At 74.2% G+C, this 507-nt stretch carries 1 protein-coding gene and 1 pseudogene; both read left to right on the top strand.

Features of this window, described 5'->3' with window-relative positions; genetic code table 11:
- A partial coding sequence (locus FV228_RS32420; RefSeq protein ID WP_187278012.1) for a VOC family protein occupies nucleotides 1–314 on the top strand: 314 nt, incomplete at its 5' end.
- 63 nt (nucleotides 315–377) lie between these two features.
- A pseudogene (locus FV228_RS34690) lies at nucleotides 378–507 on the top strand (alpha/beta hydrolase); the annotation flags it as partial.

Below are 507 nucleotides of genomic sequence, written 5' to 3'. Positions count from 1 at the left end.
GCTTCCTGCCCGGCCGGCAGGGTGCGGGCTCGGTCCACCACATCGCGTTCCGGGCGGCCGACGACGCCGCCCAGGCCGCGATGGCGGACAAACTCGCCGGGCTCGGCCTCCAGGTCACCGAGCAGCGGGACCGCCAGTACTTCCGGTCGGTCTACTTCCGCGAGCCCGGCGGCGTGCTGTTCGAGATCGCCACCGACGCCCCCGGCTTCACGGTCGACGAGCCGGCGGAGTCCCTCGGCGCCGCCCTCAAGCTACCCGCCGGGCTGGAGCCCCACCGGGCCCAGATCGAGGCGGTGCTGCCGAAGGTCGCCTGAACCGATGCCCCCGCCCTGGACGAACGGGGCGGGGGCGCAAACCATGCCACCAGCGAGGTCGCCATGACCCAGGACGCTTTCAGCCTGATCCACCTATTCGAGCCCGGCGCCGCCGCCGCGCCCCCGCTGCTGCTGCTGCACGGGACCGGCGGCAACGAGCACGACCTCCTGCCGCTCGGCCGGATCGTGGCGC

Source organism: Methylobacterium sp. WL18 (assembly GCF_008040015.1).
GTDB lineage: Bacteria > Pseudomonadota > Alphaproteobacteria > Rhizobiales > Beijerinckiaceae > Methylobacterium > Methylobacterium mesophilicum.
The sequence above is the reverse complement of the archived record's forward strand: the minus strand, read 5'-3'. Positions and strand labels throughout refer to the sequence as shown.